Below are 25,824 nucleotides of genomic sequence, written 5' to 3'. Positions count from 1 at the left end.
TTGCTGAAATGCGCTGCCGCAGGGCACGCCTGCATCTGGCGCAGGAGGAATCGCTCCGCAGCGTGCTAACAAGCCCTCGCTGCGCCCTGCGCGCGAACAAAGTTATTGGCACACCTACGCATTGCCGCGCCGCCAATGGCGCCCGGAGAAGACATGTCCGACATCGCCGAAATCCCGGTCGATGAACAAGAGCGTCCGCTGCCGCCGCCCCCGCGGCCGGTGCGAAGCGCGCTCGTGGACGGACCGATCCTGCGCACGCTGCTGTCGCTCGCCTGGCCCAACGTGATCGCGCTCTCGGCCGGCACCTGCACGGTGATCGCCGAGACTTCCTATATCGGCCGGCTCGGCGTCGAGGCGCTGGCGGCGATGGCGCTGGTGTTTCCGACCATCATCCTGACCATGACGATGTCGGGCGGCGCCATGGGCGGAGCGGTAGCATCCGCCATTGCACGTGCGCTCGGCGCCGGTGATCGCGAGCGCGCGGCCACGCTCGCCATGCATGCGATGCTGATCGGAATCACCTTCGGCCTCGTCTTCATGCTGGGCATGCTGATCTTCGGGCCGAAAGTGCTGGAGATGCTCGGCGGCCGCGGCGCCGTGCTGAGCCATGCGATCGCCTACACCCAGGTGTTTTTCGGCGGCGCCGTGCTGCCCTGGCTGCTCAACACCATGGCCGGCGTGCTGCGCGGCACCGGCAACATGAAGCTGCCGTCGTTCCTGATCCTCAACTCCGCGGCCTGGCAGATCGTGCTCGGCGGCACGCTCGGCCTCGGGCTCGGCCCGGTGCCGCAGTTCGGCATGCGCGGCGTCGCGGCCGGCGCGCTGATCGCCTACACCATGAACATCTGCATCATGGGCTGGTACCTGTTCTCCGGGCGCGCACGCATCACGCCGAAGCTGCGCGGCCTGCGCATCCAGTGGGCGATGTTTTTCGACATCCTGAAGGTCGGTGCCATCGCCTGCTTCTCGCCGCTGCAATCGGTGCTGACGATCTCGATCTTCACCCACATGCTGGCGCAGTTCGGCACCGCGATCCTCGCCGGTTACGGCATCGGCGCGCGGCTCGAATTCCTGCTGACCTCGATCGCGTTCTCGTTCGGCATCGCCTGCGTGCCGATGGTCGGGATGGCGATCGGCGCCGGCAATATCGCGCGCGCCCGGCGCGTCGCCTGGATCGCCGCCGCTGCTGCCTTCGCCGCCGTCGGCGCACCGGCCTGCATCGTCGCGATGTTCCCCGACCTCTGGATCAACATTTTCACCGACAGCGCGGCCGTGCGCGCGGCGAGCCATCAATATCTCTCGACGGTCGGACCGTTCTACGCCTTTTTCGGCATCGCCACGGTGATGTATTTCTCCTCGCAAGGCGCCGCCAAGGTGATCGGGCCGGTGCTGGCGCAGACGGCGCGGCTGATCTACATCTCCGTCGCAGGCTTCTGGCTGTCGACCGATGAGGCCGACGCGCAGAGCTTTTTCTGGCTGGCCGCAAGCTCGATGGTCCTGCTCGGCCTGCTCTCGTCCTCCAGCGTCCTGCTCACGCGCTGGGGACCGCGCGCGAGTTCGCCCGCGATCAGGCCGGCATTATCAGGTGCCGACTAAAGCGCGATGATCGCGCTTTAGGTTGTCGTTCGAGCATGATCCCTTCGGAAAACCGCTGCACATCTTTCCGGATCATGCTCTAGCGATGCCGGTGGCGGCGATGGCCGCTGCCGCCGCCGACATTGGCGAGACGCATCAGTTGCGGGATCATCGCCATCATGTCACCGCCACCGGCACCGCCGAGCATGCCCATGATGTCGCCACCACCGAAGCCGTCCGGGATGGTGCCGCCGCTCATCGGCGCGTAGCCGCCGTAATTGGGCGCGCCGAAGCCGCCGCCGAGATTGCCGGCGGAGAGGCCATTCAGGCCGCCGCCCATCATTCCGCCAAGACCGCCACCAAGTCCGCCGCCGCCATTCTCCATCATGCGGCTCATCATCGGGCCCATGGTCTGCATCATCATGGCAAAACGGCGCTTGCCCATCTTCGCCTTCATCATCTCCAGCATCGGGGCCATCTGGGTCATCATGTCCTCGCTGCCGGCGCCGCCTCCGCCGCCGAATCCGGCGAACTGCGCCTTCGCGGGCGTGCTCGCGACGGAAAACAGCAGCAGCACGGCGGCCGCCTGGCAGATCACCTTGTCCGCACCTTTCATGGCATGCTCCTCGCGTGCGCAGGCCCGCCGGGAGAGCGGAGCCAACCGGACGCACGCCGCCATGGTTAGGGCTGGCGAGGGCGCCGCTCTGTGAGAAAACTCACGGAGCAGCAAAGCTTGGATCGCGGCTCATGCCGCAACGGGCGGGAATGCCCTGTGCAGGGCGGGCTCGGCCTGGCGGGTCTGCTCCTCGACATAGGCCGCAAGCTCGTTCGGCAGCATGTCGATGATCCATACCAGGCGGCTTTTCCGCTCGCCGTCGGCGATCACCTGCACCGAGGCGCTGTAATGCTTCAGCCGCTCGTTGCTGATGGCATAGACGAGACGCCGCCGCGCCTCGTCGCAGGCGACCAGCACCTCGCGCGCCACCGAACCGTTGGCGAAGGTGACGATTCGCGCATCGCCCTCGAGCGTGCAGGCGGTGACGAAGCCCGGCACCAGCCGCTCATGCAGCGCGCCGAAGTCGCGCACGGCGTCCCAGACGTCGCGCGCGGGGGCGTTGAGGGAGATGTCGTTGTAGATGGTGGCCATGGGGATTTCCTCGAAATCGGTCTTGTCGGGTGGGCAAAGGCGCGTAGCGCCGTGCCCACCATTTGAATTGGCGCAGGCAGTCGGTGAGCACGCTTCGCTTTGCCCACCCTACGAGATCTCGCCTGCGGCTAAAGCTCACACACAAACCGCCTCGACATTGTTGCCGTCGGGGTCGATCAGGAACGCTGCGTAATAGGTCGGGCTGTAATCCTTGCGCGGCCCGGCGCCGCCATTGTCGCGGCCGCCGCTCTTCAAGCCTTCGCTGTGGAACGCCTTGACCGCGTCATGGCTTCCGGCGCGGAACGCAATGTGCGCGCCGTCCGCCTTGCGGCCCTTGTTCAGGTGCAGCCACAGCGCCGGCTCGCCCTTCGGGCCGAAGCCGGCATAACCATCGCCGCTGGAGCACAGCACGTAGCCGAGCGGCGCCAGCGCCGCGGTGTAGAAGCGCGTCGCGGCGTCGAGATCGGCGACGCGAAGTCCGATGTGGTCGTACATGTCAGTCTCCATGTGCAAAGCGCGCCGAAAATGGCGCGCGCCGGAGACCAAGCTAGTCGGGGCGAGGCGGGCGGCTCTTGGAGAATCTTGCGCTTGGCACCCGGCTAGCTCGCCGGCGCCTCGGATTGCCAGCGGATCACCCGCCTGAGGTGATAGACCTGAACCCACATGTTCGTTCCGATCAGGCTGACCGTTGCCACGATCAGCGCCGTGAGCTTTTGCGGATCGTGAAGGGCGAGCGCGAGCAGGAACGCGGAAAGCGCTGCCGTGACACCGAAGCTGAACCAGAGCCCGATGAGGCGCGGGGCAAACCAGGCCGGCTGACCGTCGACGCCCCATTGCATCGGAATCCGGCGCGAGGTGATCCGGCGGCCATAATAGATGGCGCAGCCGGCGATGAACGCGAGGCCGACGGCAAGCGCGACCAATGTGGCCGCAATCACATCATTCGGGGCACTGTTCATCTGCCGGGTCAGCCGCGCTGAAAGAGGGTTTATTCGCTCTTTGGTTGTAATATCGCGCGGCGTGCCGTAAGCCCAGTGCGACGCGCCCGTCTGGTCAACAGACTATTACCCGCCCTGCGGCCGACCTGTCTCAGTTGAGGACGAGGCGTTCGGCGAAGATGCTGCGCTCTCCGCGCGAGGCCTGGCGGAATTTGCTCGGCGATACGCCGGCGGCGCGGTGGAACGTGCGGACGAAATTGGAGAGATCGCCGAAGCCGACGTCATAGGCGACATCGGTAACTGCGATGTCGTCGTCGGCGAGCAGCCGCGCGGCGTGGCGCAGCCGCGAGCGCACGAGATATTGATGCGGGGTGACGCCGAGCACGCTGGAGAACAACCGGAGGAAATGGAACGGGCTGAGGCCGGCCTGCATGGCGGCCTGCTCGAGATCGACCTCGGCATGCGAATTGTCGTCGATCCATAGCGCGGCTTCCACCGCGCGGCGGCGGTCGCGCGCATTGGGGGTGGCCGGCTTGCGCGCTTGGCCGGAAACGACGTCGATGAAACGGCCGGCCAGGATCTGGCCGACTTCGTCGAGGCCGATGTCGCTGTTGCCATCTGCCGCCGTCTGGGCGAGCTCGCCCAGAACCATCAATTCCGGCAACGGGGGCGTGGCGCCGACCCGCCAGATCTCGCGCCGTCCACTGAGGGCATCGACCATGTCCTCGCTGAAGAAAAATCCCAGGCAGACATCGCCGCTGACATGCTCATGCGTGCAGGTGTATTCCTCGCCGGGCGCGCCGACCAGCATCGAGCCCGCCACCAGCTCGAAGAACCCGGCGCGGCACTGGCAGCCGAAGCTGCCCGAGCGGACATAGGCGATGGAATGCCCGGTGCGGCATTCGGCAAATGGCGTATCGTCCGGTCCCGCGTCGCAGCGGAACTCGCAGACCGTGAGCGATTGTGACGTCAGCAGCGTGGTCGCGTCCATGCCGCCTTATCTAGGCATGATCCGGACAAGTGTGTAGCGGTTGTCCGACAAGATCATGCCCAAAATATCAAAGCTAAGGTGCGATCGAGATCGCGCCTTAGGTGGACGGCCTCGGCGGGGCAACGGGCAGCAGCACCTCGAACAGCGTCTTGCTGGCGACGGGGTGGGCGCCCTCCAGCGCCAGCAGCCGCCGCTTGGAGATCACCCCGCCATAGGGCGACAGCCGGTCGGCGTAATTGCCGGCCTCGAGCACCCGGTGGCAGGGCACGATCAGCATGTAGGGATTCCTGGCGATCGCCTGTGCCACCGAATGCGCGGCGCCTGAGGCGCCCAGCGCCTTGGCGATCTCGTGATAGGTTCGCGTCTCCCCGCGCGGAATCGAGCAGGCGAACTCATAGACGCGCCGGTTGAAGCCGGGCACGGCGCCGGCATCCAGCCGGACCTCGGAAAAGTCGGGATCGCCGCCCTGCAGCAGGCCTGTGATGCCCTCAATCGCCAGCTCGGCGTTCTCGGACGGCCGTTGCTCGCGCGCTTCGGGATGGGCCTGGAAAATCCGGCGGCGGGTGTCGATCTCCCGCGCCTCCGGCAATTGCACGGCAACGACGCCGGTGCTGCTCCAGATGATGCCGCAACGGCCTATGGCCGTGTCGAATATCGAGTAGCCACACCCCACCATGCACACGCCCCACTCAGTGCACGTCTCTCCCCAGACATCCGATCATAACACCGCCACAATCCGGCGCACCCAAAATCTTATCAGGACGTTAACAAGTGTCGGGCCGGGCGCGCCAAACCGCTTGGCGGCAGGCGCCGTCTCGGCTAATCAGGTTGGGCGTGAGCAGCGCTTCCGCGGGCGTAGTTCAATGGTAGAACGGCAGCTTCCCAAGCTGCATACGAGGGTTCGATTCCCTTCGCCCGCTCCAAGGCCGCTTTCTTGCATTGTGGGCAGCTGCAAGCGCCATCTCGACGCCACCAAGCGCCATCTCGACGCCACGGCGCCATCACGCATCTCGGAAGGCCTTCGGGAAGGTCACGTCTGCCGAGAGGTCGAGCTCGAGCAATGTGTTGCCGTGGTTGGCAACAGCTCCGACCGTGAATGCGCCCCACGCGAGCACGGTAAGCCGGGCTTGATTATTGACTGGACTGATCGGCTGCACCGATGGGGCAAATGTTTCGTGGAGATGAAACTCGACGGGCTCCACGAGTTTGCGCGCAACGCCCGTCACGGCGAGATCAATCCTGAACCATCCCGGCCTGACATCCGAAGGCTGCACTGTGGCCGATAGGCGCAATCCATCCTTCTCGGCTTCCCCTCCGAACTGGCCCTTGTTCCTGTCCTCCGGATCCACAATCGAAGCTTCCGGGAATGCCGTTCTCGTTGTCGCGATTGGAGCCGGCACGGCCATCTGCGGCGCAGCAATTTCGGTCTGTCTGGATTTCAACTCCTCCGCGGCGGCGGCAACGTCCTGAACACTCTTCTTGACCGCCGAGAGCTCTGCGGTGATTCCTCCGGGAAGAACGATCTTGGTCAAGCGGTCGCGAAAGATCAGCACGACTCCGATAACGACGGCGAGACCCAGCAGAAACTTAGTGCCGTCGTCGGCGGAGATCTTGATGACGCCGAACATGCTGAGCATTCCAAGCAGGAGGCAGACGGTTGCGATGATCCAAAGCCCTGCGCCGACGACCGCTTCCGAGTTGAAATTGCGCATGGAGACACCCATTGAATAAATGTCGGGCCTGAATCTGGAGGCCCTTAAAACAGCTTGCAATATGGAAACTGTACGCGGTGGCCCGTTAAATGCAACTGGCGCCGGTGCATGCACGCAAGGATTGTTTCGTCCGGCTCGCGATGTCGGTGATCGCCTGCGACCCCAAATTTCTAATATATTGGTCGTGCGCTCCCGGCACACACCGCTCCCCCGGCTTAAGCTTCTCCAAGCTCCCGGAATATGGTCCTCGTTTCGGGCAATGTTCGGATGAAACCCATGGACCAGCCAAAACTCGACCGCGCGATCGGTCGTCGCTTGAAGACGGTGAGGACGCAGGCGGGGATGACGTTGAACGAACTCGCTGCCCGCTCCGGCGTCAGCCGGGCCATGATCGGGCGGGTGGAAAGGGCGCAAAGCAGTGCCACCGCCGCGTTGCTCAACAAGCTCTGCGCGGCGCTCGATGTCACGCTGAGCGACGTGGTCGCGCTTGCGGAAAAGCCGCCGGAGCGGCTGGTGCGGCTCGCCGACCAGCCGCATTGGCGCGATCCCGACAGCGGCTATCGCCGCCGGCACGCCTCGCCGACGGATGCGGCGAGCGGCATCGAGATCATCGTGGTCGATTTGCCGGCCGGCGCGCGGGTGCCCTACAGCCCCTGGGGCCGCAACGCCTTCACCCAGCAGCTTTTGATGCTGGAGGGCGCGATCGCCGTGTATATCGACGCCAAGGCGGTCCGCTTGCGTGAGGGCGACTGTCTGGATTTCGACGTGATGCGCGCCGTGATCTTCGAGAACGAAACCAAGCAGGACGCGCGCTACGTCATCATCACGCGGCGCGGTGCTTCATACGGGAAAATGTGATGTCGCTGATCGTGCGGGATGCCACGCTGGAGGATGCGGCCGATATCCTCACCATCTACAACTACGCCGCGCTCAACACCACGGCGGTCTGGACCGACGGTCCGGCCGATCTTGATTCGCGGCGTCAATGGATTCTCGCGCGGCAGCAGGCCGGCTATCCCGTGCTGGTTGCGATGAAGGGCAGGGACGTCGTCGGCTTTGCCTCGTTCGGCGATTTCCGTCCCTTTCCCGGTTATCGCCACACCGTGGAGAACTCGGTCTATGTCGACGAGCGGAACCACAGGGCCGGCATCGGACGCAGGCTCGTCGCGGCGCTGATCGAGCGTGCCACCACGATGAACAAGCACGCCATGATCGCCGGCATCGACGGCACCAATGCTGCTTCGATCGCACTGCACGCCTCGCTCGGCTTCGTCGAGGTCGCGCGCATGCCGGAGGTCGGCTGCAAGTTCGGCCGCTGGCTCGACCTCGTCTTCATGCAGAAGCAGCTTGCCAGCGACGTGAGGCCTTGACCATGCAAATCCGTATCGGCGATACCTTCGATCCCCGCGTCATCGCGCTGCTCGATCATCACGTCACGGCGGCGCGGGCACAGACCGCGCCGGGCAGCGCGCATGCGCTCGATCTGGCGGGCCTTCGCGCGAGCGACGTCGCGTTCTGGACCGGCTGGGACGGCGAGACACTGGTTGCAACCGGCGCGCTGAAGACACTCTCGGCCATCCATGGCGAGGTGAAGTCGATGCACACGCTGCAGACCACGCGGCGGCGCGGTTTTGGCGGTGAAATGCTGCGTCACATCATCGCCGAAGCCCGCACGCGCAGCCTGAAGCGGCTCAGTCTCGAGACCGGTTCATGGGACTATTTCAAGCCGGCGCATGCGCTCTACCAGGCGCACGGCTTCGTCCTCTGCGGCCCGTTCGAGGGCTATGCCGAGGATCCCAACAGCCTGTTCCTGACCCTCGATCTGAACCGCTGAGCGGCGCCGCCGCCCGGCAGTTCCGATCGGACCGATGCTCAGGCCAATTGCGGCAGCGGCTGAACCTGCTCGCCGACCCAGGAGCTGAGCATCCGGTGATACAGCGTCGCGGACTGCCACAGCACGCGTTGATAGAGCCTGCCCTTGTCCGAGTCCTTCGTGACGTCACCGCAAATATCGAGGCCCATGGTCAGGTGGTGAGCGTCGACGTCGGTGTGGATCTTCCAGTAGCGCCCGCTCAGGATGCTGAGCCGGTCCAGCACGGGGATCACCGTGGAATAGAAGTCGAGTGCGACCCCTTCGCTGAGCAGGTTCAGCGCCACCACCTGCACGTCGTGCGGATCGCGCATCGCGCTGCGCCAGCAATATGAGATCGCGTTCAGCGTTTCCATCGTCGGCGGGACCTCGCCGGGTTCGGCGTTGCGGAGAAATCCGTGCTCGGTCATCCAGGCGATGAGTTGATCGGGATGGTCAGCCTCCTCCATGGCGTGCTCGGCAAAGATGGGCTGATAACGCTTGTCCTGGCACAACGAGGACCGCAGACAAAGTGCCTGTGTGAATTCGCGCGACTGGTGGATGAGCTGGTGAACCCATTCCAGATCCCCAGGCAGGGACGCGTCGACGACCTGCCTGAAGAACGGGCCCTCGCGCAGCTGCGACCGGTATTGCTCGGAAATGTCAAATAGCCATTGCATCCTATTCGCTTTCGTCTGGCCTGACGCAGAGCTGCGCCGGGCGGTCAATAAACTGGAAGGATACGGAGGAGCGTGACCCCGCGCGTCCTGCGTTCGACCGAGACCCGCCGCGCGCCGGGCTCGCGCGTGAGACGGCGCACACACTGGCCGGCGGGACTCGAAAACCCCGAGTTCCCCTCAAAATGAGTTGCGCACCTCAAAACACCTCTGCTAGCCTTCAGCCATGGCCGAGACCCTGACCGCGACTGCCCTGACGCTGAAGGACATCGCCCGCGAGGCGGGCGTCAGCCTCGCGACGGTGGACCGCGTCCTGCACAACCGGCCGGGCGTGCGGCCCGAGACGGTGCGGCGCGTCCAGGCGGCGATCGAGCGCAATTCGTTCCAGCCCCATGTCGCCGCCGCCGAACTCGCCCGCGGCCGCGCCCGCCGCTTTGCCTTCGTGATGCCGTCGGGGCCGAACCCGTTCATGCAGCAGATCGAGGCCTATCTCGGCGAGATGGAGGCCTGGCTCGCGGCGCGCCGCCTCAGCGTCGAGACTGTTACAACCGACGTGTTCGATGCGCCCGTGCTTGCGGCCTCGCTCGAGGCGCTGTCGGGCGATTACGACGGCGTCGCCGTGGTGGCGCTGGATCATCCGAGCGTCCGCGCCGCCATCAACGATCTCGTCGATGCCGGCACCAAGGTGGTGACCCTGGTGTCGGACGTGCCCTCGTCGCGCCGCCACCATTATGTCGGCATCGACAACATCGCGGCAGGGCGCACCGCCGGCGCGCTGGTCGGGCGGCTGGTCGGCCAGAAGTCCGGCAAGGTCGCGATCGTCGCGGGCTCGCAGGGCCTGCGCGACCATGCCGAGCGCATCTTCGGCTTCAACCAGGTGATGGCCTCGGAATTCCCTGATCTCGGCGTGCTGCCGGTGCTGGAGGGGCGCGATGAGGACGGCCGTTCGGAACAGGTGCTGGCGCGGCTGCTCGGCAGGCATGCCGACATTGTCGGCCTGTATAACGTCGGCGCCGGCACCCAGGGCGTCGCCAAGGCGTTGAGCGATGCCGGCCGCATTGAGGTGGTGTTCGTCGGTCACGACGTTACCGTGCTGACGCGCCGGCTGCTGTTGCAGGGCGTGATGGATGCCGCGATCTCGCAGAACCCCGGACACGAGGCGCGCGCCGCCGTGCGCGTGCTGCTCGCGCTCGCCCGCGGCGAGCCGATCTTGCGCGAGCAGGAGAAGATCAGGATCGACATCGTGATGCGGGACAATCTGCCCTAGCGGCAGGTGGATATCGAACGGGCCATGGCGGAGAGCGCGACGATCGAGATCACGCATCGCAAAGGGCAAAGAGGAGGACGATTTGTATCTCGGACTGGACATCGGCACGTCCGGCGTCAAGGCGGTGCTCGTGAGCGAAGCCGGCGCGATCCTCGCGACGGCAACGCGCGAGCTCGCCCTGTCGCATCCGGCGCCGTTGTGGTCCGAGCAGGACCCTGAGTCCTGGGTCGATGCGGCGACCAGTGCGGTCGACGATCTCGCACGCCGCCATCCGCGCGAGGTGGCGCAGGTTCGCGGCATCGGCCTCTCAGGCCAGATGCATGGCGCGACCCTGCTGGACGAGGATGGCAAGCCGCTGCGCCCCGCGATCCTGTGGAACGATGGCCGCTCGCAAGCCGAATGCGCCATGCTGGAGCGGCGCTGTCCCTCGCTGCACGCGATCGCCGGCAATCTGGCGATGCCTGGTTTCACCGCGCCGAAGCTGCTCTGGGTGGCGCGGCACGAACACGACGTTTTCGCGCGCGTTGCAAAGGTGCTGCTGCCCAAGGCCTATGTCCGCTATCGCCTGACCGGCGAGATGGTCGAGGACATGTCCGATGCCGCCGGCACGCTCTGGCTGGATGTCGGCGAGCGGCGTTGGTCGGCCCTGCTGCTGCATGCCACCGGCCTCGATCTCCACCACATGCCGCGCCTCGTCGAGGGCAGCGAGGTCAGCGCGGTGCTCGCGCCGGACTACGCGCAGCGCTGGGGCATGGCGAAGAACGTCGTCGTCGCGGGCGGTGCCGGCGACAATGCCGCAAGCGCGATCGGCCTCGGCGCCATCGCGCCCGGGGATGCGTTCCTGTCGCTCGGCACATCGGGTGTGGTGTTCCGCGTCACCGATCGCTTCGCGCCGGCGCCTGAAACCGCCGTGCATGCGTTCTGCCACGCGCTACCCGGCCTCTGGCATCAGATGGGTGTGATGCTGTCTGCCGCAGCCTCGCTCGCCTGGCTCGCCGATGTGATGGAGACGCCGGCCGCGGCGCTCCTGGCGCCGCTCGGCGAGCGCGTCGACGGGCCGAGCCCGATCAAGTTCCTGCCTTATCTCGATGGCGAGCGGACGCCGCACAATGATGCCGCCGCGAGCGGCGCCCTCATTGGCTTGCGCGGTGCGACCGGGCGCAGCCAGATTGTGCAGGCCGTGCTCGAAGGCGTCGCCTTTGCCGCGCGCGACAATCTGGCGGCGTTGAGCGCGGCGAGCGGGCCCATCACCGAAGTGGATCTCGTCGGCGGCGGCTCGCGCTCGCCGCTCTGGGCGCAGATCTGCGCCGACGTGCTCGGCATTCCGGTCCACCGCGTCGAGGAGGGCGAGGTCGGCGCGGCGCTCGGCGCCTCCAGGCTCGGCCGGCTCGCTGCAACCGGCGAAGCGCCGGCCGCCGTCTGCACCCGCCCGCGGCGGCTTGCGAGCTTCACGCCCCGCGCATCCGTGGCCGCCGCCTATGACGAGGCCTATCGGCGCTGGCGTGCGCTTTATCCCGCATTGAAGGAGACGATCTAAGTGAACGCGTCAGCCAGATTCTTCGATGCCAGCGCACCTGTCGCCTTTGCCGGCGAGGACGCCGCCTCTACGCTCGCCTTCCGCTGGTACGACAAGGACCGCATGGTTCACGGCCGCCGGCTGGAGGACCACTTACGCTTTGCGGTCTGCTACTGGCATTCGCTGTGCTGGCCGGGCGGCGATCCCTTCGGCGGCGAGACGTTCTTGCGGCCCTGGCATCACGGCACCGACGCGATGGCCCAGGCGCGCGCCAAGGCCGATGTCGCCTTCGAGCTGTTCCGCCTGCTGGATGTGCCCTACTTCACCTTCCACGACGTCGATGCGGCGCCGGAAGGCTCGTCGCTCGCCGAGTCCGTCGCCAACCTCAACGCGATCGCCGATCTGTTCGAAACGAAGATGGCATCGAGCAAGGTCCGCCTGCTCTGGGGCACCGCCAACCTATTCACGCATCGCCGCTACATGGCGGGCGCCGCGACCAATCCGGACCCCGAGATCTTCACCTATGCCGCCGGCCAGGTCCGCGCCGCGCTGGAGGTGACACACCGGCTCGGCGGCCAGAACTACGTGCTGTGGGGCGGCCGCGAGGGCTATGAGACGCTGCTCAACACCGATCTCAAGCGCGAGCTCGACCAACTCGGCCGCTTCGTCTCGCTCGTCGTCGAGCACAAGCACAGGGTCGGTTTCAAGGGGCCGATCCTGATCGAGCCGAAGCCGAAGGAGCCGACCAAGCACCAATATGATTTCGATGTCGCGACCTGCTACGGCTTCCTGGAACGCTACGACCTCCTGAAGGACGTCAAGCTCAACATCGAGCAGAACCACGCCATCCTCGCCGGCCATTCCTTCCATCACGAGGTCGCGCTCGCCGAGGCGCTCGGCGTGTTCGGCTCGCTCGATATCAATCGCGGCGACGATCTGCTCGGCTGGGACACCGACCAGTTCGCGATGAACGTGCCGGAGCTGGCGCTGGTGTTCCACGAGATCCTCAACCGCGGTGGCTTCACCTCGGGTGGGCTCAACTTCGACGCAAAAATCCGGCGGCAGTCGATCGATCCCGATGATCTCATTCACGCCCATGTCGGCTCGATGGATGCCTGCGCCCGCGCGTTCCTCGCCGCCGCCGACATGCTTGATGCCGGCGTCCTCACATCGCCGCTTGCGAAGCGTTACGACGGATGGTCCGGCTCCGAGGGCCGCGCCATTCTCGGCGGCCAGCGTTCGCTCGCCGATCTCGCCGACCGCGCACTTCAACCCGGCTTCGACCCGCAGCCGCGCTCGGGCCGGCAGGAATATCTGGAATCCCTGGTCAACCGTCATGTCTGAGGAAGTCCGCTGATGGCACATGTTGACGCGACCCCGGTCCTCGAACTCCAAGGCATCGGCAAGGAGTTCGGCGCCATCCGCGCGCTGCACGACGTCGATCTGCAAGTCCAGCCGGGCGAGGTGGTCGGCCTGATGGGCGACAACGGCGCGGGCAAGTCGACGCTGGTCAAGATCATTGCCGGCAATTTCCGCCCCAGCCACGGCGAGATCCGCTTCGCCGGCAATGCGGTCCATTTCAACCGGCCCGTCGATGCCCGCGGCGTCGGCATCGAGGTCGTCTATCAGGACCTCGCGCTATCGGACAATCTGACGGCCGCGGCCAACGTGTTCCTCGGCCGCGAGCTGAAGCGCAAGTTCGGCCCCATCGCTCTGCTCGACCACAAGGCGATGGCGGCGCGCGCGCTGGAATTGTTCGGCGAGCTGCGCTCCGAGACGCGGCCCGACGATCTCGTCAAGCAGATGTCGGGCGGTCAGCGCCAGGCTGTCGCGATCGCGCGGACGCGGCTCTCCAATGCGCGGCTGGTGATGATGGACGAGCCGACCGCTGCGATCTCGGTGCGCCAGGTCGAGCAAGTGCTCGGCCTGATCCACCGGCTGAAGGAGCAGGGCGTTGCCGTGATGCTGATCTCGCACCGCATGCCCGACGTGTTCGCGGTGTGCGACCGTGTCATCGTCATGCGTCGCGGCGAGAAGCGCGCCGACAAGCCGATCCACGAGACGAGCCCCGAGGAAATCACCGCCCTCATCACCGGCGCGAAGGAGGCGGCGTGATGGCCATGCCCATGGAAAGCCCGATCAGCTTCACCAATGTCGGCAAGATCAAATGGTGGCAGCGCGGCATCTTTGCCTCGCAGACCGGCTACGTCCTGCTCGCGCTCGCCGTGCTGCTGGTGATCATGCATTTCGCCAGCCCGTATTTCTTCACCGAAGGCAACATGCAGAACGTGGCGAAGAACTTCTCGTTCATCGCCATCGCGACGCTCGGCGTCACCTTCGTCATCATCACCGGCGGCATCGACCTGTCGGTGGGATCGATGATGTGCTTCTCCGCGATGATCACCTCGATGGTGATGACCGAGCTGTCGGCGCCGGGCTCGCCGCTGGTGCATATGGCGGCCGACGGCAAGACCGTGCTTGCCAATGTGCCGGGCCTGATCCTGCTGATCTCGGTCCTCGCCGGCCTCGGCGTCGCGCTGATCGCGGGTCTCGTCAACGGCTTCTGCATCGCAGTGCTCGGCCTGTCGCCCTTCGTCACCACGCTCGGCATGCTCTCGATCGTGCGCGGGCTCGGCTATGTCGTCTCCAACGGCCGCGGCAGCTTTCCGGGCGGACCTGATGCCGACTATTTTTACGCGCTCACCTCGGGTGACGTGCTCGGCGTGCCCGTGCCGTTCATCTACCTCGTGATCCTCGCACTGGCGATGGCCGTGGTGCTGCATCACAGCGCGTTCGGCCGCCACGTCTTCGCGCTCGGCGGCAACGAGAAGGCGGCCGAGCTGACCGGCATCCCGGTCGTGCGGGTGAAGATCGAGGTCTACGTGATCTGCGCGCTCGCAGCAGGCCTGCAGGGCATCATCATCTCCGGATGGCTCGGCTCGGCGCCGGCCAACATGGCGACGTCCTATGAGCTCAACGTGATCGCGGCGGCCGTGATCGGCGGCGCAAATCTCGCCGGCGGCATCGGTGGTCCGCTCGGTGCCATCGTCGGCTGCGTGCTGCTGGAGGTGATCCGCAACGGTCTCGTGCTCGCGCAGGTCTCCTCCTACTGGCAGCAGACGCTGGTGGGCGTGATCATCATCCTGGCCGTGCTGGTCGATCGCATCCGTTCGCGGATGAGCTGAATTGTCGTCATCCCGGGAAGACAACGAAAAGGCCGCCCGTCCGCTTCCCGGGCACTTCCAAGAGGATGGGCACCAAACAAGGGTGGAGGAGACAATGAGGAAATTTCTTCTGGCCGGCATCGCCGTCGCAATGATGGCAACTCCGGCATTCGCCGCGAACTACCGCTTCGTGATCGTGCCCAAGGCGATGAACAATCCGTTCTTCGACTTCGCACGCGACGGCTGCCTGAAGCGGGCCAAGGAGCTCGGCAACATCGAGTGCATCTACAAGGGCCCGGTCGAGCACGAGCCGGCGACGCAGGCCCAGATCATCCAGGACTTCGTCACCCAGAAGGTCGACGGCCTCGCCATCTCGGTCGCCGACGTCGCAGCGATGACCAAGTCGATCGAGGCGGCGACCGCGGCCGGCATCCCGGTCATCACTTTCGACGCCGATGCGCCCGGCTCCAAGCGCATCGCCTATATCGGCACCAACAACAAGGAATTCGGCGTCGCGCTCGGCAAGCAATTGCTGAAGATGCGCCCCGATGGCGGCAAGTACACCATGGTCTCGGGCGGTCCCGGCGCCAAGAACCTCGCCGAGCGCGTCGACGGCGTGCGCGAGGCGCTGAAGGGCTCGAAATGGACCGAGGTCGCGGGCTCGCCAAGCTTCTGCAACGACGATCCGGCGCTGGCGGTCCAGCAGATGACGGACATGCGCACCGCGACGCCCGATCTGGCTGCGATCGTTCCGATCGGCGGCTGGCCGATGTTCGCGCCCGAAGGCTTCAAGGCCTTCGCCAGCCGGAACAAGAAGGACATCGATTCCGGCAAGTTCACGCTCGTCGTCGCCGATACGCTGAAGATGCAGCTCGAGCTCTTGCGCGACGGCTATGCCAATGCGCTGGTCGGCCAGCGTCCGTTCGAGATGGGTGAGAAGGCGATGGACACGCTGCTCGCCATCAAGAAGGGCGAGAAGGTTCCGGAGATCGTCTACACCGGCCTCGACCTCGTCACCAAGGACAACGTCGCGCAGATGTTGAAGTAGGAGTGCCCGCCAGCCCCGCGCTCCTGCATGCCTCCCCCGCTTGCGGTTTTCGCAAGCGGGGGAGATGATCTCAGCTATTGGAATGAAGACAAGGCAATGGGAATGAAGCGCTCGCGGCTCGGCTCGCTCGACGTCACCTCAATCGGGCTCGGTTCCGCCCCGCTCGGCGGATTGTTCAGTCCGGTCAGCGACGCCGATGCGGAAGCGACGATGGCGCGCGCCTGGTCGGCGGGAGTGCGATTCTTCGATACCGCACCGCTCTACGGCTTTGGCCTCGCCGAGCGGCGGGTCGGGGCCTTCCTACGGCAGCAGCCACGCGACTCCTATGCCATCTCGACCAAGGTCGGCCGCCTGCTGCGCGCAACCGATGGCGGCGTCGGCGAGGACGAGCACTACAAGGGCACGGCGCGCGAGCGGCCGGTGTTCGATTTCAGTTATGACGGCGTGATGCGATCGGCGGAAGAAAGTCTTGCCCGTCTCGGGCTCGACCGTGTCGACGTGCTGCTCGTGCACGACCCTGATGATCACCATGACGAAGCCGTCGCAGGTGCCTTCCGCGCGCTGCAGCGCCTGCGCGCCGATGGCACGGTCAAGGCGATCGGCGCCGGCATGAACCAGTCGGAGATGCTTGTCCGCTTTGCCGAGGCCGTGCCGGTCGATTGCTTCCTGCTCGCCGGCCGCTACACGCTGCTCGACCAGGGCGCGCTGGATGCGCTGTTTCCGCTCTGCACGGCGAAGAATATCGGCATCCTGCTCGGCGGCATCTACAACAGCGGAATCCTGGCCAATCCGCGCACCGGCGCGAAGTTCAATTACCAGGACGCCGATGCCTCGCTGGTGGCGCGGGCGCTGGAGCTTGATGCGCTCTGCCGCAAGCACGGCACCGAGCTGAAGGCCGCGGCACTTCAGTTCTGCATGGCGCATCCCGCCGTCACCGTGGCCGTGATGGGCGCGCGCAACGCGGGCGAGGTTGCCGACAACATCGCGATGTCGGAGAGGGCGGTGCCGGCGGCGTTCTGGCAGGAGCTGCGCGCGCGAAACTTCGTCGATCCCCGGGCGCCGCTGCCGACGGGAGCGTAAGCCATGGTCATCGACGCCCACCAGCATTTCTGGGATCCCGCGCGCGCCGACTATCCCTGGATGGCGGCGGAGGAGCTCGCGCCGATCCGGCGCGCCTTCGGTCCGGCCGATCTCGCGCCACTGCTGAAAGCTCATGGCATCGACGCCAGCATCGTGGTGCAATGCCGCTCGTCCCTCGCGGAGACCGAGGAATTCCTGGCGATTGCGCAGGCGACGCCGTCGGTGATCGGCGTCGTCGGCTGGGCTGATCTCACCGACGGCGCGCTCGGCGACACGCTGGACCGGCTGCGCGGCGTGCCGGGCGGGGACAAGCTGGTTGGCATCCGCCATCAGGTGCATGACGAGACCGATTCCGATTGGCTGCTGCGTGAGGACGTTCAGCGCGGCCTCACCGCCTTGTTCGCGCGCGACCTCGCCTACGATTTCCTCGTCCGCACCCGCGAGCTGACTGCCGCGATCGCGACCGCGCAGGCCTTTCCGCGGGCGCGCTTCGTGCTCGACCACGCGGCCAAGCCGCCGATCGCCGACGGCGGCAGCACCGAATGGTCCGACCGAATCCGGGCGCTCGGGGCCTGCGGCAATGTCTGGTGCAAGATCTCGGGGCTAGCGACCGAAGCGATCTGGAACGACTGGGATGCGGAACGGCTGTTTCCGTTCGTCGCCCACGCCGCAAGCTGTTTCGGTGAGGACAGGCTGATCTTCGGCTCGGACTGGCCGGTGTGCCTGCTCGCAGGGAGCTACGGCGAGATCAAGACCGCGCTGGAGGCGTGTCTGGCGAGGCTTGGCCCGCAAGTGCGGGACAAGGCGTTTGGCGTGAACGCCAAGGCTGCGTATCGGTTGAGCTAATTGCGGTGGATGCGCGCTTTTCCCCTCTCCCACAAGGGGAGAAGGGAAGAGGCGGCCGCGCCGCCTCGCGCTGCCTGACTATTCCGACATCGGTTTGTCGGAGATCTCCCAGTCCTTGCCGCTGAAGGTGGAGATGAACAGCGTCTTCATCGGCGTGTAGTCGTCGGGCGTGTAGCTGTAGGTTACGCCGTCGAGGAAATAGGGCGAGTGGAAGCCCTTGAGATTGGACGCCTGCTTCAGCACGTTGGCGCGGGTGAGGTCGTCGCCGCAGCGCCGCAGGATCTCGCCCATGGTCACGGCCTGGCCGTAGCCGGCAAAGGCGATGGTGTTGTCGGGGTCGATGGTCGGCATGTATTTCTTGCGCAATTCCTCGAACGCCATCACGTCGGGGTCCTTTTCCCATTTGGGCAGGCCGACCTCCTTGTTGTAGCGGATGGCGACGATGCCGGTGGCGTTCTCGAGGCCGGCGGCATTGAGGATCGAGCGGCCGGTCGAGCCGGCGGAAAGAAGCTGCAGCGGTTTCCAGCCGAGCTCGGCGACTTTGCGGATCGACTGCGACGTCGCCTTGCCGGTGGTGATGTTGTAGAAGACGTCGGCGCCGGACTTCGAGAGATTGATCAGCTGGGAATCGACCGTGGGATCGGTGAGGTCGTAGGTCTGCTCCATGATGACGGATGCGGTGCCGCCGGCATCGGCCAGCACCTTCTTGAAGGGCCCCAGGAAGTCGCGGCCGAAATCGTCGTTCTGGTAGAGGATGCCGATCTTGGCGTTCGGCTTCACACTGACGACGTGCCGCGCCAGGATGCGCGCCTCGGTCGGATAGAGCGGCAGGCCCGCCATCGTCCATTTGAACTCTTTCGGGTTATTCCACTTCGACGCGCCGGTGTTGAGCAGCAACTGCGGCACGCCCTTGGAGTTCAGGTATTTGTGCACGGAGGTCTGCGGCGCGGTGCCGAGCGAGCCGTAGAGCGCGAGCACTTCCTCCTGCTCGACCAGGCGCCGCGTCGCCTCGACGCATTTCGGCGCGCTATAGGCGTCGTCCATGGTGAGGAACTTGATCTTGCGTCCGTTGATGCCGCCCTTCTCGTTCAGCATCTGGAAATAGGCTTCACCGATGCGCCCGAGCACGCCATAGAGCGAGCCGGGACCGGAATGCGGCACGGTCTGCCCGATCTTGATCTCGGTGTCGCTGGCGCCGGCATCGTATTTTTTCTCCGCGGCCCAGACGTAGGGCGCGGGCAGGGTGGATGCAGCGATGGTGGCGAGCGCGGCGGCGCTGAAATCGCGCCGCGATGGATTCTTGGTCATTTTTGTTTCTCCCTAATGCGCGCATTGTGCTGGCAGGGGAGCACGGCTCGCAAGTGGGAAGTCACCGCTTTGCGACGCAATGACGCTTAAATCTCAGTGCGTCAGCGCCTAGACTCAAGTTTTCTCGGCGACCACGACGAGGCCGCGCACCGGCTCGTTGTTCTCGATGCGCGGTGAAGCCGGCTCGAGCGTCAGTAGCTTCAGGCCCGCCTTGGCGATGGCGCCGCGGACATATTCCGCCGAATGGGCATAGCGCAGGCCTTCGCCGAGCACGATGCCATCGCCGTCATGCGTCTCCAGCGTGAAGGCGAGCACGCCGCCCGAGACGAGCACGCGTCTTGCTTCGTTCAGAACCGGTGCGAGATCGGAGAGATAGACGAAAGCATCCGCGGCGACGACGAGGTTTGCGCTGGCATCAGCCTTGGTGCGCAGGCCCTCGATCATGTCGGCGACTTCGAGCTCGGCATAGAGGTTGGTGGCGCGCGCCTCCTTGATCATGCCGGGCGACAGGTCGATGCCGATGAAATGATCGACCTGCTTGGCGAAGGCAGCGGCCGCGAGCCCGGTGCCGCAGCCGAGGTCGATGGTGCGCTTGAAGAAGGCCGGCTTCCTGGCGGCGACGCGCGCGGCCACCACCGCCTTGAAGATAAGGCTCGGCGCGCGATACTCGAGATCGTTGACCAGCGCGTGCTCGAAGCGTGGCGCGTATTGGTCGAACAGCGCCTGCACGTAGGCCTTGGGCATCTCCGCCATCGCGGTGTCGCCGAGCCGCATCAGGTGCAGGCCGGCGCCGTGCTGATCTTCAGGGTCCGACCTCCGCGCCTCCCGAAACGCCGCGATCGCCTTCTCGCGCTCGCCGAGCTGCTGGCGGATCTCGCCGAGCGTGAACCAGGCCGAGGTGAAATTGGGCGCGAGCTCGATCGCCTGCTCGATGAGGTCGGCGGCGGCGGGCAGGTCGCCCTTGAGCTGGAGGTCGCGCGCGAACTCGAAACGGCGGTCGGCCATGAGATCGCCGGAGGTCTGGAACAGGCGGAGCGGCATTGGGAACCATCGCGTCATTGCCGGGCTTGACCCGCCTGCGGGGCCGAAGCCCCTCCGGCGCGGCGTAGGCCCGGCAATCCATCAAAAAATGGACTCTTTAAAAGGATGGATGCGCGGGTCAAGCCCGCGCATGACGACTTAATCTGGAGTGGCTCCTTCCTATATGTCTCACATGCGCCCGCAAGACATCCTGTTGCCAGCTGCTGCCGGCCTGTGCTGCAAGCCCGGCGGCTTCCATATCGACCCTGTCCGCCCCGTGGAGCGGGCCGTGATCACCCACGGCCATTCCGACCACGCCCGCCCCGGCCACGGCGCGGTGCTGGCGACGCAGGAAACGCTGGACATGATGCGGCTGCGCTACGGCGAGAATTTCGCCGGCTCGACGCAGGCCATCCGCTATGGCGAGGAGATCCGGCTGGGCGAGACCAACGTGAAGTTTCATCCCGCCGGCCACGTGCTCGGCTCGGCACAGATCGCGGTCACCTGCAAGGGCACCTGCATCGTCGCCTCCGGCGACTACAAGGATGCGCCCGACCCGACCTGCACGCCGTTCGAGCTGGTGCCCTGCGACGTCTTCATCACCGAAGCGACGTTCGGCCTGCCGGTATTCCGGCATGGCGATGCGAGCGACGAGGTGGAGAAGCTGCTGGCGTCGGTCGCGCTGTTTCCCGAGCGCGCGCATCTCGTCGGCGCCTATTCGCTCGGCAAGGCGCAGCGCGTGATCAAGCTGCTGCGGCAGGCCGGCTATGACGCGCCGATCTATCTGCATGGCGCAATGGACGCGATCACCGCATACTACCAGAGCCGCGGCATCGACCTCGGCGAGCTCAGGCCGGTGAAGGGCGTCAAGAAGGCGGCGCTCGCCGGCACCATCACGCTGGCACCGCCCTCGGCGACGTCGGACCTGTGGACGCGCCGCTTTCCCGATCCGGTCACGGCCTTCGCTTCGGGCTGGATGCGCGTGCGCGCCCGGGCGCGGCAGCGCGGCGTCGAATTGCCGCTGGTGATTTCCGACCACGCCGACTGGGACGGCCTTACCGCCACGATCGGCGCGACCGGTGCCGGCGAAATCTGGGTCACCCACGGCCAGGAAGATGCGCTGGTGCATTGGTGCCGAAGCAAGGGCCTGAAAGCGCAGCCGCTCGATCTCGTCGGCTATGGCGACGAGGAGGAGAGCGAAACGCCGGCCGCGAGCGAGGTCGAGGCATGAATCGCTTCGCCGAACTGCTCGACCGTCTCGCTTACGAGCCCGGCCGCAACAACAAGCTGCGTTTGCTCACCGGCTATTTCCGCGAGGTCGGCGATCCCGATCGCGGCTATGCGCTCGCCGCGCTCACCGGTGCGCTCAGCTTCAAGCACGCCAAGCCGGCGCTGATCCGCGATCTCATCGCATCGCGTACGGATGAAGTGCTGTTCGGGCTTAGCTACGATTACGTCGGCGATCTCTCCGAGACGGTGGCGCTGATGTGGCCGAAGGCAGAGCTCGCCGCTCACAACAACCCGCCGCCCCCGACCCTCACCGAGGTCGTCACCACGCTGCGCACGCTCGGCAAGACCGAATTGCCGAAACAGCTCGAGCGCTGGCTGGACGAGCTCGACGAGACCGGCCGCTGGGCGCTGCTGAAGCTCGTCACCGGGGCGCTGCGCATCGGCATCTCCGCGCGCCTTGCGAAAACTGCAGCGGCCGCGCTCGGCGACAAGGACCCGCACGAGGTCGAACTGATCTGGCCCGGGCTCTCGCCGCCCTATCTCGACCTGTTCGCCTGGCTCGAAGGCCGCGGCGACAAGCCGGTCAATCGCGATCCCGCGCCGTTCCGCCCGGTGATGCTGGCGCATGCGATCGAGGATGCGGATTTCGCCGCGCTCGATCCCGCCGACTACATCGCCGAATGGAAGTGGGACGGCATCCGCGTGCAGGCCGTCGCCGGACGCGACGAGCGCGGCCACATCACCGCGCGGCTCTATTCGCGCACCGGCGAGGACATCACGGGAAGCTTTCCGGATCTCGTGCCGTCGCTCCGTTTGCCGGGCGCGATCGACGGCGAGCTCTTGATCCTGCGCGAAGGCCGCGTGCAGAGCTTCAACGTCCTGCAGCAGCGGCTCAACCGCAAGGTCGTCTCGCCCAAGCTGATCAAGGAGTTTCCGATCCATCTTCGCGCCTATGACCTGCTCGGCGACGACGAGAACGATCTGCGCGAGCTGCCGTTCGCCGAGCGGCGCGAGCGGCTGGAGACCTTCATCGGCAAGCTCGACGATTCCCGCATCGATCTGTCACCCACCGTTTCATTCGCGAGCTGGGAGGCGCTGACCGCCGCGCGCGCCGATCCTGCGAGCGCCGGCGCGGGCGAGGACGCCGACGCCGTCGAAGGCGTCATGCTGAAGCGGCGCGATGCGCCTTACATGCCGGGGCGGCCGAAGGGGCAGTGGTGGAAGTGGAAGCGCGATCCGCACATCATCGACGCCGTGCTGATGTACGCGCAGCGCGGACACGGCAAGCGCTCGTCCTATTATTCCGATTACACCTTCGGCGTCTGGACCTCAGGGGAGGGCGGTGACGAGCTGGTGCCGGTCGGCAAGGCCTATTTCGGCTTCACCGACGAGGAGCTGTTACAGATCGACCGCTTCGTCCGCCGCAACACCACGGAAAAGTTCGGCCCCGTGCGCCATGTCGTGCACGAGCCGGAGCAGGGGCTGGTGCTGGAGGTCGCGTTCGAGGGCTTGCAGCGCTCGCCGCGGCACAAATCCGGCGTCGCCATGCGCTTCCCCCGCATCAGCCGCCTGCGCTGGGACAAGCCGCCGCGGGAGGCGGACAGGCTGGAGACGCTGGAGCGGATGCTGAAGGCGGAGGCGGCGGAGATCGAGATGTGAGGCGTTGATGCCGCGACAACGGCGGCGCGCTCCCTCTCCCGGCTTGCGGGAGAGGGCTGTCTCCGCAGTGGAAGTCCCCAAGAGGCGAGAGCCCTCACCCGCGCCTTCGGCGCGACCTCTCCCGCAAGCGGGAGAGGTTAGGGAGCCTGCGGCCGCCAGCGAGCACAATCGACCCGCTAGCGCCCGCCCGAATTAAACTCCCGTAACCCGATTGACGCTCGCTTGCGGGTTCCCCATGTGCCTCGCCGTGCCCTATAATGGGGTCGAAATCGCCCTGAGGAGTTTGAGATGGTCCAAGACGTCAGAGATTTGCCGGCCGGCCGCAGCGATGGCCTGAACCGCTTTCTCGGCGGCTCGCCGCTGGCGGTGGCGTTTCGGCTGGTCCTGCTCTCGATCCTGGTCGGCGTCGTGCTGGCCGCGATCGGATTCGATCCCTGGAACATCCTCTATAGCATCCGCCTGCTGTTCCAGCGCCTGTGGGATCTCGGCTTCGACACCATCAACTGGCTGTGGCGCTACTTCCTGCTCGGCGCGGTCATCGTGATCCCGATCTGGCTGCTGTCGCGCGTGTTCGGCACGCCGCGCCGCTAGGTCCGGCTTCAAACGGAAGGAGCCGCAGCCGATGCAATTGCGCTTTGTCGGCTGCGGCGACGCCTTCGGCTCCGGCGGCAGGCTCAACACCTGCTTCCACGTCTCGGGGCGCGAGGCCAACTTCCTGATCGATTGCGGCGCGTCGGCTTTGCCGGCGCTGAAGCGGCTCGAGATCGACCGCAACGATATCGATCTCATTCTCATCACGCATTTCCACGGCGACCATTTTGCCGGCCTGCCGTTCCTCCTGCTCGACGCGCAATTCTCGCGGCGGACCAGGCCGCTGACGATCGCGGGCCCGCAAGGGATCGAGAGCCGGCTGCGTGAGGTGATGGAGGTCTTGTTCGAGCATTCCTCGAAGACCAAGCAGCGCTTCGAGCTCGACGTCGTCGAGCTCGCGCCCGGGCAAAGCCGCGCCTTCGGTGCCGTGACGGTGACGCCCTATCCGGTCGTCCACGGCGAATCCGGGGGGCCCTTCCTCGCCTACCGCGTCGAGGCCGAGGGCCGCACGCTCGCCTACAGCGCCGACACCGAATGGACGGAGACGCTCATTCCGCTGGCGCATGGCGCGGACCTTTTCATTGCCGAGGCCTATATGTACGAGAAGGTGGTCAAGAACCATCTCAGCCTGAAGACCTTGGAACAGCATCTGCCCGACATCGGCGCAAAACGCCTCGTCCTCACCCATATGAGTGACGACATGCTGTCGCGGCTGGATGATATTGCGCATCTCGCCGCCGAAGACGGCATGGTCCTCGTATTCTGACATGCACGCGCCTGCTCCGCTCAAGATCGGCTCCCGTCAGGTGTTCGCCATCGCCGGTCCCGCAATGGTCGCGAACCTGACCACGCCCCTGATCGGCGTGGTCTCGACCACGGCGATCGGCCGGCTGGACGATGCGGCGCTGCTCGGCGGCGTCGCGATGGCCTCAGTCATCTTCGACTGCCTGTTCTGGTTGTTCGGCTTCCTGCGCATGAGCACGCTCGCCTTCACCGCGCAGGCGCTGGGCGCCGGCGATACGCGCGAGCCGGCCGCGATCCTGGCGCGCGGTTTCATCGTGGCCGGCCTGATCGGCGCCGCTCTGATCGTGCTGCAGCTGCCGCTGGCAGCGCTCCTGTTCGATCTCATGGGCGGCAGCGAGGGCGTGACGCGGGCAGCAAAGACCTATTTCAAGATCAGGATCTGGTCGTCGCCCTTCGCGCTCGCCAATTACGTCATCCTGGGTTGGCTGATTGGCCTTGCCCGCGCCAATTCGGCCCTGCTGCTTCAGGTCGTCATCAACCTCGTCAACATGGCGGCGACGATCCTGCTGGTGCTGGTCTACGATACCGGCATCGCCGGTGCCGCGATCGCCGCGCTGCTGTCGGAGGCGGTCGGACTTGCCCTCGGCGTGATCGTCTGCCGGCACTATGCCGCCGGCGGCTTCGCCGTGCCGCACGCGAACCTGCTCGATCGCGACAAGCTGTTGCGGCTGCTGGCGGTGAATTCCGACATCATGATCCGTACCGCGGCGCTGATCGCCGTGTTCCTGTTCTTCACCGCCAAAGGTGCGCAGGCCGGCGACGTCACGCTGGCCGCCAACTCCGTGCTCAACAATTTCCTGCTGATCAGCGCCTTCTTCCTCGACGGCCTCGCCAATGCCGCGCAGCAGCTCTGCGGCCGCACGCTCGGCGCACGCGACCCCAAAGGCTTTGCCGCGTCGACCCGGCTGGTGCTGCTCTGGGGACTCGGCTTTGCGATCGTCGTCGCCGTGCTGTTCGCGCTGTTCGGGCCGGCGCTGATCGATTTCATGACGACGAGTGAGGACGTTCGCCGTGCCGCGCGCGAATTCCTGCCCTTCGTCGTGCTGGCGCCCATTCCCGGCGTGTTCGCCTTCGGCTTCGACGGCATCTATATCGGCGCGACCTGGGCGCGCGAGATGCGCAACCTCATGCTGGCCTCGCTCGCCATCTTCCTCGCCACCTGGTGGGCACTGCAATCGTTCGGCAATGCCGGGCTGTGGTGGGCGCTGATGGCCTCCTACCTCTCGCGCGGCGGCTTGCAGGCCGCGCGCTATCCGGCGCAGTTCAGGGCAACGTTCTCTTCTCCTTCTCCCCGCTTGCGGGGAGAAGGTCGGGATGAGGGGGAGCCTCAGCAAGGACGGTGAGAGTTGGACTCGTGGAGAGTCCCCCTCACCCGGAATTTGCTCTCGCAAATTCCGGCCTC

General features: G+C 66.0%; 27 protein-coding genes and 1 tRNA gene. 18 read left to right on the top strand and 10 right to left on the bottom strand.

Annotated features, from left to right (window positions below):
• Positions 1–153 precede the first annotated feature (153 nt).
• The gene (locus tag Q0743_RS00490; protein WP_298239639.1) at positions 154–1,596 is read left to right on the top strand and encodes an MATE family efflux transporter; all 1,443 of its coding nucleotides are present in this window, start codon (positions 154–156) and stop codon (positions 1,594–1,596) included.
• A gap of 79 nt (positions 1,597–1,675) precedes the next feature.
• Here the strand turns inward: Q0743_RS00490 and Q0743_RS00485 are convergent, their stop codons facing one another.
• From Q0743_RS00485 to Q0743_RS00460, 6 genes are all read right to left on the bottom strand, one after another.
• Positions 1,676–2,191: a hypothetical protein gene (locus Q0743_RS00485; RefSeq protein WP_298239638.1), complete on the bottom strand. Its 516-nt coding sequence runs from the start codon at positions 2,189–2,191 to the stop codon at positions 1,676–1,678.
• A gap of 129 nt (positions 2,192–2,320) precedes the next feature.
• On the bottom strand, positions 2,321–2,722 hold the full coding sequence (locus tag Q0743_RS00480; RefSeq protein ID WP_298239637.1) for an SRPBCC family protein: 402 nt from the start codon (positions 2,720–2,722) through the stop codon (positions 2,321–2,323).
• A 135-nt stretch (positions 2,723–2,857) separates the two neighbouring features.
• Positions 2,858–3,217 (bottom strand): VOC family protein, encoded by a 360-nt coding sequence (locus Q0743_RS00475; RefSeq protein ID WP_298239636.1) that lies wholly within the window; start codon positions 3,215–3,217, stop codon positions 2,858–2,860.
• A 104-nt stretch (positions 3,218–3,321) separates the two neighbouring features.
• Positions 3,322–3,681, bottom strand: coding sequence for a hypothetical protein (locus tag Q0743_RS00470; RefSeq protein WP_097661730.1), 360 nt, complete (start codon positions 3,679–3,681; stop codon positions 3,322–3,324).
• 130 nt (positions 3,682–3,811) lie between these two features.
• On the bottom strand, positions 3,812–4,651 hold the full coding sequence (locus tag Q0743_RS00465; protein ID WP_298239635.1) for a helix-turn-helix transcriptional regulator: 840 nt from the start codon (positions 4,649–4,651) through the stop codon (positions 3,812–3,814).
• A gap of 97 nt (positions 4,652–4,748) precedes the next feature.
• Entirely contained in the window at positions 4,749–5,327 is a 579-nt protein-coding gene (locus Q0743_RS00460) for a methylated-DNA--[protein]-cysteine S-methyltransferase (protein ID WP_298239634.1), read from the bottom strand.
• A 173-nt stretch (positions 5,328–5,500) separates the two neighbouring features.
• On the opposite strand from Q0743_RS00460, the gene Q0743_RS00455 reads away from it, so the two are divergent.
• Positions 5,501–5,574 (top strand) — tRNA-Gly (locus Q0743_RS00455).
• A 78-nt stretch (positions 5,575–5,652) separates the two neighbouring features.
• On the opposite strand, the gene Q0743_RS00450 is transcribed toward Q0743_RS00455, so the two are convergent.
• Positions 5,653–6,363, bottom strand: a complete 711-nt coding sequence (locus Q0743_RS00450; protein WP_298239633.1) for a pYEATS domain-containing protein — start codon at positions 6,361–6,363, stop codon at positions 5,653–5,655.
• Positions 6,364–6,639: 276 nt separating this feature from the next.
• On the opposite strand from Q0743_RS00450, the gene Q0743_RS00445 reads away from it, so the two are divergent.
• The 3 genes from Q0743_RS00445 to Q0743_RS00435 are packed head-to-tail and all read left to right on the top strand — an operon-like array spanning position 6,640 to position 8,197.
• Positions 6,640–7,221, top strand: coding sequence for an XRE family transcriptional regulator (locus tag Q0743_RS00445; protein ID WP_298239632.1), 582 nt, complete (start codon positions 6,640–6,642; stop codon positions 7,219–7,221).
• The gene (locus Q0743_RS00440) at positions 7,221–7,733 is read left to right on the top strand and encodes a GNAT family N-acetyltransferase (RefSeq protein WP_298239631.1); all 513 of its coding nucleotides are present in this window, start codon (positions 7,221–7,223) and stop codon (positions 7,731–7,733) included. The genes Q0743_RS00445 and Q0743_RS00440 overlap by 1 nt, the downstream gene beginning before the upstream one ends.
• A 2-nt stretch (positions 7,734–7,735) precedes the next feature.
• Positions 7,736–8,197, top strand: coding sequence for a GNAT family N-acetyltransferase (locus tag Q0743_RS00435; RefSeq protein WP_298239630.1), 462 nt, complete (start codon positions 7,736–7,738; stop codon positions 8,195–8,197).
• Between the two features lie 38 nt (positions 8,198–8,235).
• On the opposite strand, the gene Q0743_RS00430 is transcribed toward Q0743_RS00435, so the two are convergent.
• Positions 8,236–8,892 (bottom strand): iron-containing redox enzyme family protein, encoded by a 657-nt coding sequence (locus tag Q0743_RS00430; protein WP_298239629.1) that lies wholly within the window; start codon positions 8,890–8,892, stop codon positions 8,236–8,238.
• Positions 8,893–9,115: 223 nt separating this feature from the next.
• Between Q0743_RS00430 and Q0743_RS00425 the strand changes: the two genes are divergently transcribed.
• The 8 genes from Q0743_RS00425 (at position 9,116) to Q0743_RS00390 (ending at position 17,810) form a co-directional block, all read left to right on the top strand.
• Positions 9,116–10,156 (top strand): LacI family DNA-binding transcriptional regulator, encoded by a 1,041-nt coding sequence (locus Q0743_RS00425; RefSeq protein WP_298239628.1) that lies wholly within the window; start codon positions 9,116–9,118, stop codon positions 10,154–10,156.
• 82 nt (positions 10,157–10,238) lie between these two features.
• Entirely contained in the window at positions 10,239–11,693 is a 1,455-nt protein-coding gene (gene xylB / locus Q0743_RS00420) for a xylulokinase (protein ID WP_298239627.1), read from the top strand.
• The gene (xylA, locus tag Q0743_RS00415) at positions 11,694–13,016 is read left to right on the top strand and encodes a xylose isomerase (RefSeq protein WP_298239626.1); all 1,323 of its coding nucleotides are present in this window, start codon (positions 11,694–11,696) and stop codon (positions 13,014–13,016) included.
• A 12-nt stretch (positions 13,017–13,028) separates the two neighbouring features.
• Complete coding sequence (locus Q0743_RS00410) at positions 13,029–13,787, top strand: ATP-binding cassette domain-containing protein (RefSeq protein WP_298239625.1); 759 nt, start codon at positions 13,029–13,031, stop codon at positions 13,785–13,787.
• Positions 13,787–14,857, top strand: coding sequence for an ABC transporter permease (locus tag Q0743_RS00405; protein WP_298239624.1), 1,071 nt, complete (start codon positions 13,787–13,789; stop codon positions 14,855–14,857). The genes Q0743_RS00410 and Q0743_RS00405 overlap by 1 nt, the downstream gene beginning before the upstream one ends.
• 94 nt (positions 14,858–14,951) lie before the next feature.
• Positions 14,952–15,884 carry a sugar-binding protein gene (locus Q0743_RS00400; RefSeq protein ID WP_298239623.1) on the top strand — a complete coding sequence of 311 codons (933 nt, stop codon included), beginning with the start codon at positions 14,952–14,954 and terminating at the stop codon, positions 15,882–15,884.
• Positions 15,885–15,986: 102 nt separating this feature from the next.
• Complete coding sequence (locus Q0743_RS00395; RefSeq protein WP_298239622.1) at positions 15,987–16,964, top strand: aldo/keto reductase; 978 nt, start codon at positions 15,987–15,989, stop codon at positions 16,962–16,964.
• A gap of 3 nt (positions 16,965–16,967) precedes the next feature.
• Entirely contained in the window at positions 16,968–17,810 is an 843-nt protein-coding gene (locus Q0743_RS00390; RefSeq protein ID WP_298239621.1) for an amidohydrolase, read from the top strand.
• 78 nt (positions 17,811–17,888) lie between these two features.
• Here Q0743_RS00390 and Q0743_RS00385 read toward each other — a convergent pair whose 3' ends face one another.
• Both Q0743_RS00385 and Q0743_RS00380 read right to left on the bottom strand, forming a co-directional pair.
• Positions 17,889–19,118, bottom strand: coding sequence for an ABC transporter substrate-binding protein (locus tag Q0743_RS00385; protein WP_298239620.1), 1,230 nt, complete (start codon positions 19,116–19,118; stop codon positions 17,889–17,891).
• 114 nt (positions 19,119–19,232) lie between these two features.
• Positions 19,233–20,159, bottom strand: a complete 927-nt coding sequence (locus Q0743_RS00380) for a methyltransferase domain-containing protein (protein ID WP_298239619.1) — start codon at positions 20,157–20,159, stop codon at positions 19,233–19,235.
• A 172-nt stretch (positions 20,160–20,331) separates the two neighbouring features.
• Here Q0743_RS00380 and Q0743_RS00375 point away from each other — a divergent pair, with 172 nt between their 5' ends.
• From Q0743_RS00375 to Q0743_RS00355, 5 genes are all read left to right on the top strand, one after another.
• Positions 20,332–21,369, top strand: a complete 1,038-nt coding sequence (locus Q0743_RS00375; protein WP_298239647.1) for a ligase-associated DNA damage response exonuclease — start codon at positions 20,332–20,334, stop codon at positions 21,367–21,369.
• Positions 21,366–23,027 carry an ATP-dependent DNA ligase gene (locus Q0743_RS00370; protein WP_298239618.1) on the top strand — a complete coding sequence of 554 codons (1,662 nt, stop codon included), beginning with the start codon at positions 21,366–21,368 and terminating at the stop codon, positions 23,025–23,027. Before Q0743_RS00375 ends, Q0743_RS00370 begins: the two co-directional genes overlap by 4 nt.
• A 288-nt stretch (positions 23,028–23,315) precedes the next feature.
• On the top strand, positions 23,316–23,618 hold the full coding sequence (locus Q0743_RS00365) for a DUF6460 domain-containing protein (protein ID WP_298239617.1): 303 nt from the start codon (positions 23,316–23,318) through the stop codon (positions 23,616–23,618).
• 31 nt (positions 23,619–23,649) lie between these two features.
• Positions 23,650–24,384, top strand: coding sequence for an MBL fold metallo-hydrolase (locus Q0743_RS00360; protein WP_298239616.1), 735 nt, complete (start codon positions 23,650–23,652; stop codon positions 24,382–24,384).
• 1 nt (position 24,385) lies between these two features.
• Positions 24,386–25,765 carry an MATE family efflux transporter gene (locus Q0743_RS00355; RefSeq protein ID WP_298239615.1) on the top strand — a complete coding sequence of 460 codons (1,380 nt, stop codon included), beginning with the start codon at positions 24,386–24,388 and terminating at the stop codon, positions 25,763–25,765.
• The last annotated feature ends 59 nt before the right edge of the window (positions 25,766–25,824 follow it).

Origin of the sequence: uncultured Bradyrhizobium sp. (assembly GCF_936943645.1) — a bacterium.
Taxonomy (GTDB): domain Bacteria; phylum Pseudomonadota; class Alphaproteobacteria; order Rhizobiales; family Xanthobacteraceae; genus Bradyrhizobium.
Note: the sequence above shows the minus strand (reverse complement) of the source record. Positions and strands in the feature narration are given on the sequence as shown.

Excerpts from the sequence above, each read along its gene's own strand:
- Q0743_RS00490 (WP_298239639.1), top strand. The coding sequence starts at position 154 with ATGTCCGACATCGCCGAAATCCCGGTCGATGAACAAGAGCGTCCGCTG.
- Q0743_RS00485 (WP_298239638.1), bottom strand. The coding sequence starts at position 2,191 with ATGAAAGGTGCGGACAAGGTGATCTGCCAGGCGGCCGCCGTGCTGCTG.
- Q0743_RS00480 (WP_298239637.1), bottom strand. The coding sequence starts at position 2,722 with ATGGCCACCATCTACAACGACATCTCCCTCAACGCCCCCGCGCGCGAC.
- Q0743_RS00475 (WP_298239636.1), bottom strand. The coding sequence starts at position 3,217 with ATGTACGACCACATCGGACTTCGCGTCGCCGATCTCGACGCCGCGACG.
- Q0743_RS00470 (WP_097661730.1), bottom strand. The coding sequence starts at position 3,681 with ATGAACAGTGCCCCGAATGATGTGATTGCGGCCACATTGGTCGCGCTT.
- Q0743_RS00465 (WP_298239635.1), bottom strand. The coding sequence starts at position 4,651 with ATGGACGCGACCACGCTGCTGACGTCACAATCGCTCACGGTCTGCGAG.
- Q0743_RS00460 (WP_298239634.1), bottom strand. The coding sequence starts at position 5,327 with ATGGTGGGGTGTGGCTACTCGATATTCGACACGGCCATAGGCCGTTGC.
- Q0743_RS00450 (WP_298239633.1), bottom strand. The coding sequence starts at position 6,363 with ATGCGCAATTTCAACTCGGAAGCGGTCGTCGGCGCAGGGCTTTGGATC.
- Q0743_RS00445 (WP_298239632.1), top strand. The coding sequence starts at position 6,640 with ATGGACCAGCCAAAACTCGACCGCGCGATCGGTCGTCGCTTGAAGACG.
- Q0743_RS00440 (WP_298239631.1), top strand. The coding sequence starts at position 7,221 with ATGTCGCTGATCGTGCGGGATGCCACGCTGGAGGATGCGGCCGATATC.
- Q0743_RS00435 (WP_298239630.1), top strand. The coding sequence starts at position 7,736 with ATGCAAATCCGTATCGGCGATACCTTCGATCCCCGCGTCATCGCGCTG.
- Q0743_RS00430 (WP_298239629.1), bottom strand. The coding sequence starts at position 8,892 with ATGCAATGGCTATTTGACATTTCCGAGCAATACCGGTCGCAGCTGCGC.
- Q0743_RS00425 (WP_298239628.1), top strand. The coding sequence starts at position 9,116 with ATGGCCGAGACCCTGACCGCGACTGCCCTGACGCTGAAGGACATCGCC.
- Q0743_RS00410 (WP_298239625.1), top strand. The coding sequence starts at position 13,029 with ATGGCACATGTTGACGCGACCCCGGTCCTCGAACTCCAAGGCATCGGC.
- Q0743_RS00405 (WP_298239624.1), top strand. The coding sequence starts at position 13,787 with ATGGCCATGCCCATGGAAAGCCCGATCAGCTTCACCAATGTCGGCAAG.
- Q0743_RS00400 (WP_298239623.1), top strand. The coding sequence starts at position 14,952 with ATGAGGAAATTTCTTCTGGCCGGCATCGCCGTCGCAATGATGGCAACT.
- Q0743_RS00395 (WP_298239622.1), top strand. The coding sequence starts at position 15,987 with ATGAAGCGCTCGCGGCTCGGCTCGCTCGACGTCACCTCAATCGGGCTC.
- Q0743_RS00390 (WP_298239621.1), top strand. The coding sequence starts at position 16,968 with ATGGTCATCGACGCCCACCAGCATTTCTGGGATCCCGCGCGCGCCGAC.
- Q0743_RS00385 (WP_298239620.1), bottom strand. The coding sequence starts at position 19,118 with ATGACCAAGAATCCATCGCGGCGCGATTTCAGCGCCGCCGCGCTCGCC.
- Q0743_RS00380 (WP_298239619.1), bottom strand. The coding sequence starts at position 20,159 with ATGCCGCTCCGCCTGTTCCAGACCTCCGGCGATCTCATGGCCGACCGC.
- Q0743_RS00375 (WP_298239647.1), top strand. The coding sequence starts at position 20,332 with ATGCGCCCGCAAGACATCCTGTTGCCAGCTGCTGCCGGCCTGTGCTGC.
- Q0743_RS00370 (WP_298239618.1), top strand. The coding sequence starts at position 21,366 with ATGAATCGCTTCGCCGAACTGCTCGACCGTCTCGCTTACGAGCCCGGC.
- Q0743_RS00365 (WP_298239617.1), top strand. The coding sequence starts at position 23,316 with ATGGTCCAAGACGTCAGAGATTTGCCGGCCGGCCGCAGCGATGGCCTG.
- Q0743_RS00360 (WP_298239616.1), top strand. The coding sequence starts at position 23,650 with ATGCAATTGCGCTTTGTCGGCTGCGGCGACGCCTTCGGCTCCGGCGGC.
- Q0743_RS00355 (WP_298239615.1), top strand. The coding sequence starts at position 24,386 with ATGCACGCGCCTGCTCCGCTCAAGATCGGCTCCCGTCAGGTGTTCGCC.